Source organism: Cryobacterium sp. Hh38, assembly GCF_004403235.1.
GTDB lineage: Bacteria > Actinomycetota > Actinomycetes > Actinomycetales > Microbacteriaceae > Cryobacterium > Cryobacterium levicorallinum.
On the sequence record NZ_SOHD01000005.1, the window covers coordinates 62502 to 68596 of the forward strand.

The following is a 6095-nucleotide window of genomic DNA, read 5'->3' on the forward strand; positions in this document are numbered from 1 at the left end:
CAGGCAGGCCTCAGGGCCTGCCTGTTCTCGTTAACACAGCCACCTGTAGCGTGGGGGCATGACGTATCCTGCCCCGACCGAGCTGCTGGACCTCGCACGCACCATCGCCCTCACCGCGGGCGCGCTCGCCCACCGGCGCCGCGCCGAGGGGGTCGAGATCGCCGCGTCGAAGTCCTCGCCGGAAGACATCGTCACCGCGGCCGACCGTGAGGTCGAGCGGCACATTCGTGCATTGCTCGCCGACGCTCGCCCGAACGACGGGTTCTACGGCGAAGAATCCGACACGACCGACGGCACGACCGGGCTCACCTGGGTGGTCGACCCCATCGACGGTACCGTCAACTACCTCTACGGCATCCCGTTCTACGCCGTCAGCATCGCCGTGGTGCAGGGCGATCCCGATCCGGCCAGTTGGAACACCCTCGCCGGCGCGGTCGTCAACCCGGCCCTCGGCGAGGTGTTCACGGCTTCCGAAGGGTCGGGAGCCTGGCTCGGCGACCAGCGCCTGCACGTGAACCAGGACGTTCCGCTCTCGCTCGCCCTGGCCGGCACGGGCTTCGGCTACGAGGCGGCGTGGCGGGTGTGGCAGGCGAACGTCGTTGGCGGTCTCATCGGCCAGGTGCGGGACATTCGTCGCATCGGGTCGGCCGCACTCGACCTGTGTTCGGTCGCCTGCGGGCGGCTCGACCTCTATTTCGAATGCGGACTCAACCCTTGGGATCACGCCGCCGGCGCCCTGATAGTACGCGAGGCTGGTGCCCGGGTCGGCGCTCTGCAAGCGGATGCCGAGGGTCGCGACCTGCTCATCGCCGCTGCTCCCCGCCTCTACGGTCAGTTCGAACCCGTGCTGGCAGAGCTATTCGACCGTTTTCCGGCTCCCGTGCAGGAAGCTTGACTCTTTACCCACTTGCCCAAATCGGGGTGTGATCCGTCGCGTCCTCTGCTATTCTCAGGTTTGCGCGTTATCCTTAATCAATTCGTTATATTGGCCAGTCGTTGTTTGGCGTTGTCCAGTACGAGCACCAGTTCCCGTCCGCCTCGCTGAAAGCTGCACTTTGTCACGTCACACTCCATCCTTGGATACTTCCGTGTCCAGCGAGAGTGACGACGCTGTCTTTCCCCGCGTGGAACCTGCGGCCCTGACCCGGCGTCAGTTGCGGGAGCGCGAGCGCGTGGCATTCGCCACCGCAGCGCCGGTCGACGAAAACGTCGCAGAGGTCCTGCGGCTCAGCCCTGCCGCCGATTTGATCGTCGCTGCGGACCTGACCGAACCCGACCTCGAACCGCCCGTTGTGACCGAGACCGACCGCATCGTCGCGGCCGTCGCGGTCGCCGATGCCGAGCTCACCGACTACGAAAAGTTGCTGGTTCTCGGTGCCACCCAGTCGATTCCGACCGTAATTCCCGCGGCCGGCGCCCGGCCTCGCCGCCGCCAGCGCACCGAGCAGCCGGCGGGGGAGTCCTTCGCGCCAGCCCGCGATTTCGTTCCGGCCGGCACGCTGCCGCGTCGCGCGGCCCCGTCGCGCCCGCTCGGCAGCAGCATGCGCAAGCGCGCCGCCAAGGGTGCGTCGATCCTCGCGATGTCCTTCGTCGCCCTGATGGCCGTCGCCACGTCCCTTCCGGCTGAGGCGCTGCTCTCGGCGCAGGACGTGCAGGCCTCAGCTCTGCAAGCCCAGCGCGTTCTGCCGGCCGAAGACACTCAGAGCATGGACCTGGCCGACGGCGACATTCTCACCGTCGAACGTGACGGGTATGAGTCAAGCTCGATCGCCGAGGTGGCCGCGGCCAGCGGCATCCGTTTGGAAGATACCTTTACCAACAACCCGAACGGAACCATTCAGTGGCCGTTTGCCGTCGGTGTGCACATCGGCGACCGCTTCGGCCCGCGCAATTGCGCCGGATGCTCCGCTAACCACGGCGGCCAGGACTTTAACCCGGGTATCGGTGCGCCGATTCAGGCTATCGCCGACGGCGTGGTCAGCTACGCCGAAGACGGCGAAGCCAGCCTCGGCGTGCACATGATGATCGACCACATGATTAACGGCGAGCTCGTCACGACCGTTTACGCGCATATGATTCACGGATCGATGCTGTTCAAGGAGGGCGACCTGGTCAAGGTCGGCCAGGTCATCGGCAAGACTGGCAGCACAGGCATGTCGACCGGCCCGCACCTCCACCTGGACATCCGAATCGGCGGCAAGGACGGCACCAAGATCGACCCCCTCGAGTGGCTTTACGCCAACACTAACTAGAGCTATTCCGGTTCCGTGCGCCCGCGCATGAAAGACTCGAGCAGGCCCTTTGGCAGCGGAAACGGCGGCAGGCCGTCGAAGCTGAACAGGTCGGCGTCATCGGCAGCGGGCCCCCGCGCCACGACCTGGTCGTGCAGCAACTCCATCTGCACGTCGAGGCGATTGGCGGCATCCGCTGCCTGCCGCAGGTCCTCGACGAGTGTGTCGGGCACGGCGCCATTGTACTTGTAGAAGATCTTGTGCTCGAGGCTGGCCCAGAAGTCCATCGCAATCGTGCGAATTTGAATCTCGACCGTGACCGGCTGCACCCGGTCCGACATGAACACTGGAATCGCCACGATCAGGTGCAGGCTCTGGTAGCCGTTCGCCTTCGGCTCCCGGATGTAGTCCTTCTCCTGCAGCACCGTGACATCCCGTTGCCCGGCGAGCAGGTCGCGAATGCGATAAGTGTCGGAGATGAAGCTGCAGGTGATGCGAATTCCCGCAATGTCCTGGATATTGTCACGAATACCGTCGAGCTCGAGCGGATGTCCCTTGCGGATGGCCTTCTTGAGAATGCCCTCCGGCGACTTGAGCCGCGAGCTGACATGCTCGATCGGGCTGTAGTCGTGAATCGAGCTGAATTCTTCCTTCAAAATGTTGATCTTGGTCAGCATTTCGTCGGTCGCGAACTTGTAGGACATCATGAATCGGGTCAGTTCGAGCTTGAGCTCGCGCATGGCGGCGATGGTCCCCAGCGCGGTGTTTGCAGCATCGTCTGGCTGGTCGAGCGCGTCGGTCATGCTGTTACGGCGCGCAACCAGGCGGTCGCGTCACCGGGCAGGGTGCGGCCGACGAGGTCTTCGCTCGCGAGCAGCACGTCGCCGGCGGGCAGTTGAACGGATGCCGCGCCCGTGTTCGCCACGATCGTCACGTCGCCGTTCCGGTAGGCCACTACGTCCGGCCCGAAGCCGTCGATCCATTCCACCGTGCCGGAGGCGAGGGAGTGCTCCCGGCGCAGGTTCAGCGCGTGCTTATACAGCTCGAGGGTGGATCCGGCTACACCGTTTTGTTGGTCGCGGGCCAGTCCGGCCCACTCAGCCGGTTGTGGCAGCCAGCTCTTCGCGCCGGTGCTGAAGCCGAACGACGCGCTCGCACCTTCCCACGGAATCGGCACGCGGCATCCGTCTCGCCCGTACCGCTCACCGTTGGTGCGAAACCAGGTGGGGTCTTCGCGGGCGTGGTCGGGCAGGTCGACGGCCTCGGGCAGCCCGAGTTCCTCGCCCTGGTAGAGGTAGCTCGAGCCCGGCAGTGACAGCATCAAAGCGGATGCTGCCCGCGCGCGTTGCAGCCCCACCGCAGTGTCCGGCAGTCCAACGGTCTTGGGCCCAATGCCGTGCCCCTGCAGGTTCTCGCCGGTGAGGGCGAGCCGGGAAGCGTGCCGCACCACGTCGTGGTTCGAGAGCACCCAGGTGCTCGGGGCTCCCACGTTGCCGAAGGCTTCGATCGACTCGTCGATGACGCTCCTGAGCTTTGCTGCGTTCCAAGGCGTCTCAAGGTAGGCGAAGTTGAAGGCCTGGTGCATCTCGTCCGGGCGCACCCACTTGGCCATCTGGCTCAGCGGGTCGACCCAGGCTTCGGCCGCGAGGACGCGGTCGCCGGGGTAGGCGGCGAGCACCTTGTGCCAGTCGCGGTAGATCTCGTGCACGCCGTCCTGCGCCCAGTAGGGCGCGGTCATGGGCGATTCGGCGCTGATGCCGGGCTCGAGGGTGGCCGGGGCGCCGCCCATGCTGCCGCCCTCGGCGGGTGGCGTGTAATCGGGGAGGCCGGGAGCCTTGATCATGCCGTGCGCGACATCCACTCGAAAACCATCGACGCCGCGGTCGAGCCAGAAGCGCAGCACCGCGCGAAACTGTTCGCGCACCCATTCGCTGTCCCAGTCGAAGTCGGGCTGGCTGGTGTCGAACAGGTGCAGGTACCACTGGCCGGGGGTGCCGTCGGGGTCGGTCGTGCGGGTCCAGGCGAGGCCGCCGAAGACGGACTCCCAGTTGTTCGGCGGCAGGTCGCCGTTCTCGCCCTTGCCATCGCGAAAGGTGTAACGGGCGCGCTCTGCGCTGCCCGGGCCGGCGGCGAGGGCCGCCTGAAACCAGCCGTGGTCGCTCGAGGAGTGGTTCGGCACGATGTCGACGATGACGCGAATGCCCAGGTCGTGGGCGGTGCGCTGCAGCACCTCGAAGTCGTCCAGGGTGCCGAACAGCGGGTCGACGTCGCAGTAGTCGGAGACGTCGTAGCCGGCGTCGCGTTGCGGCGACGTATAGAAGGGAGAGAGCCAGATGGCGTCGATGCCAAGCTCTTGGAGTTGGGGCAATCGCGAGCTGATGCCGGCGAGGTCGCCCATGCCGTCACCGTTTGCGTCGGCGAAGGACCGCGGGTAGATCTGATAGATAACGGCCGTGCGCCACCATTCGGTGCCGGAAGTCAGTTTGGTGCCAGTCATATTTAAATGCTACGGCATCGGTAGTGGATGCTCGGTGTGGGCTAAGTGGTCTCGATCGCCTTGCTGGGGTGATAAAGTTTCTAGGTTGCCAAAAACGCGGCATTGCTACTGTTTTTTGGTTGCTCTGCCCCCTTAGCTCATTGGTAGAGCACTTCCTTGGTAAGGAAGAGGTAGTGGGTCCGATTCCCACAGGGGGCTCAGGCTTGGAAGCGAACAGCCGACAAGTCGCGGCGGGGTAGCTCAGTTGGTTAGAGCACACGGCTCATAATCGTGGTGTCGCGGGTTCAATTCCCGCTCCCGCTACATATAAAGGCCTTCTGACCAGGTTTTATACCGGTCAGAGGGCTTTTCTTTTTAGCTGAATATTTGCCAACTCCGCTCTAGACTCCGCTCTAGACTTGAGGTTCGGGCACAGCCCCGTCGCACGCCTCCTCGCTCCGGCGGATTGCTCGTGCCCTGCTGCTCGGGCTGTGCGTCGCTGGGCCGACTGGCACGGCGAACGATCGTGGGTGGGTCTTCGCCTCTCTCAGGCGTGAATGTGCAATAGGGTTTGGGCATGGTGAAACTCGTTGCCGACACGTGGCTTGGGCTGTCATCAACCGCATGGAACGGTATCGCTGCAATCGCCACAGTGGCCGCGTTCTGTGCCGCTATCGTCGGTGCCTTCCTGGTGCTTAGCCAATTGAAGCAAGCGCGCGATCTCGCCGAAGATCAGGCCCGGCCGTACCTCCTAGCGATGATCGAAGACTCCGCGGCAGAATGGACCCTCGCTGACTTCGTGGTGAGGAACATTGGGCAGACCGCGGCCCGTGACCTAACGATCGCGATAGATCCGCCGTATGTGCGCGTGCATGAGCTTGGTGAGGGGAATGGGTTTATGGACGCCGCGTTTATCTCGGGTCGGACGAGCGTCTTGCCGCCGGGAGGCGAAGTTCGCACCTACTTGGATTCGTGACGTGAAATGGCCGCGGCGATGAAGGGCCGCTCCGGGAGCGTGGTGTCGTTCACCACGACCCTGCGCTATCGAGACCGGCTCGGTAAGGAGATCACCGAATCGTTTGAGATTAACCCGTATGAACGACTCGGCACTATCCGCACCGATGTCCACGGCTTGCACCACATTGCCAAGACCTTGCGAGCTTGGACCAAGAGCCAGGACGTCAACAACTATTAGGTATGCCCTCATAGACAACGCGCAACATGGGCCGGATGTGACTGTGAGCAGCCGCCGATAAGCTCGCTATCATGCGCGAGGGATTGGCCTTGCCCCCGGTTAGTGGACACGGGTTAAGCGGCGAGTTGAACTTCCGCGGTCTGTGACGAGTATTGCAGTTCGAAGTCGACGGGACTGACATCTCCGATTGAGG

The 6095-nt window shown here is 64.2% G+C and carries 6 protein-coding genes and 2 tRNA genes; 6 read left to right on the forward strand and 2 right to left on the reverse strand.

The features are described 5' to 3' along the window. Nucleotides 1–58 precede the first annotated feature (58 nt). Nucleotides 59–895 carry an inositol monophosphatase family protein gene (locus E3T41_RS02165; RefSeq protein ID WP_092448411.1) on the forward strand — a complete coding sequence of 279 codons (837 nt, stop codon included), beginning with the start codon at nucleotides 59–61 and terminating at the stop codon, nucleotides 893–895. A 181-nt stretch (nucleotides 896–1076) separates the two neighbouring features. Continuing rightward, the gene (locus E3T41_RS18810) at nucleotides 1077–2252 is read left to right on the forward strand and encodes a M23 family metallopeptidase (RefSeq protein WP_166791481.1); all 1176 of its coding nucleotides are present in this window, start codon (nucleotides 1077–1079) and stop codon (nucleotides 2250–2252) included. A 2-nt stretch (nucleotides 2253–2254) separates the two neighbouring features. On the opposite strand, the gene E3T41_RS02175 is transcribed toward E3T41_RS18810, so the two are convergent. Next, the gene (locus E3T41_RS02175; RefSeq protein ID WP_198415558.1) at nucleotides 2255–3034 is read right to left on the reverse strand and encodes a GTP pyrophosphokinase family protein; all 780 of its coding nucleotides are present in this window, start codon (nucleotides 3032–3034) and stop codon (nucleotides 2255–2257) included. Next, nucleotides 3031–4728, reverse strand: coding sequence for a glycoside hydrolase family 13 protein (locus E3T41_RS02180; RefSeq protein ID WP_134477118.1), 1698 nt, complete (start codon nucleotides 4726–4728; stop codon nucleotides 3031–3033). Before E3T41_RS02180 ends, E3T41_RS02175 begins: the two co-directional genes overlap by 4 nt. A 126-nt stretch (nucleotides 4729–4854) precedes the next feature. On the opposite strand from E3T41_RS02180, the gene E3T41_RS02185 reads away from it, so the two are divergent. From E3T41_RS02185 to E3T41_RS02200, 4 genes are all read left to right on the forward strand, one after another. Then, a tRNA-Thr gene (locus tag E3T41_RS02185) sits at nucleotides 4855–4926 on the forward strand. Between the two features lie 31 nt (nucleotides 4927–4957). Next, nucleotides 4958–5031: transfer RNA gene (locus tag E3T41_RS02190), tRNA-Met, on the forward strand. Between the two features lie 253 nt (nucleotides 5032–5284). Next, nucleotides 5285–5683 (forward strand): hypothetical protein, encoded by a 399-nt coding sequence (locus E3T41_RS02195; RefSeq protein ID WP_134477121.1) that lies wholly within the window; start codon nucleotides 5285–5287, stop codon nucleotides 5681–5683. Nucleotides 5684–5689: 6 nt separating this feature from the next. Further along, nucleotides 5690–5902, forward strand: a complete 213-nt coding sequence (locus tag E3T41_RS02200) for a hypothetical protein (RefSeq protein ID WP_134477123.1) — start codon at nucleotides 5690–5692, stop codon at nucleotides 5900–5902. Nucleotides 5903–6095 lie beyond the last annotated feature (193 nt).

Coding starts and splice junctions, on each gene's coding strand:
- E3T41_RS02195 (WP_134477121.1), top strand. CDS start 5,285: ATGGTGAAACTCGTTGCCGACACGTGGCTTGGGCTGTCATCAACCGCA.
- E3T41_RS02180 (WP_134477118.1), bottom strand. CDS start 4,728: ATGACTGGCACCAAACTGACTTCCGGCACCGAATGGTGGCGCACGGCC.
- E3T41_RS02200 (WP_134477123.1), top strand. CDS start 5,690: ATGGCCGCGGCGATGAAGGGCCGCTCCGGGAGCGTGGTGTCGTTCACC.
- E3T41_RS02165 (WP_092448411.1), top strand. CDS start 59: ATGACGTATCCTGCCCCGACCGAGCTGCTGGACCTCGCACGCACCATC.
- E3T41_RS02175 (WP_198415558.1), bottom strand. CDS start 3,034: ATGACCGACGCGCTCGACCAGCCAGACGATGCTGCAAACACCGCGCTG.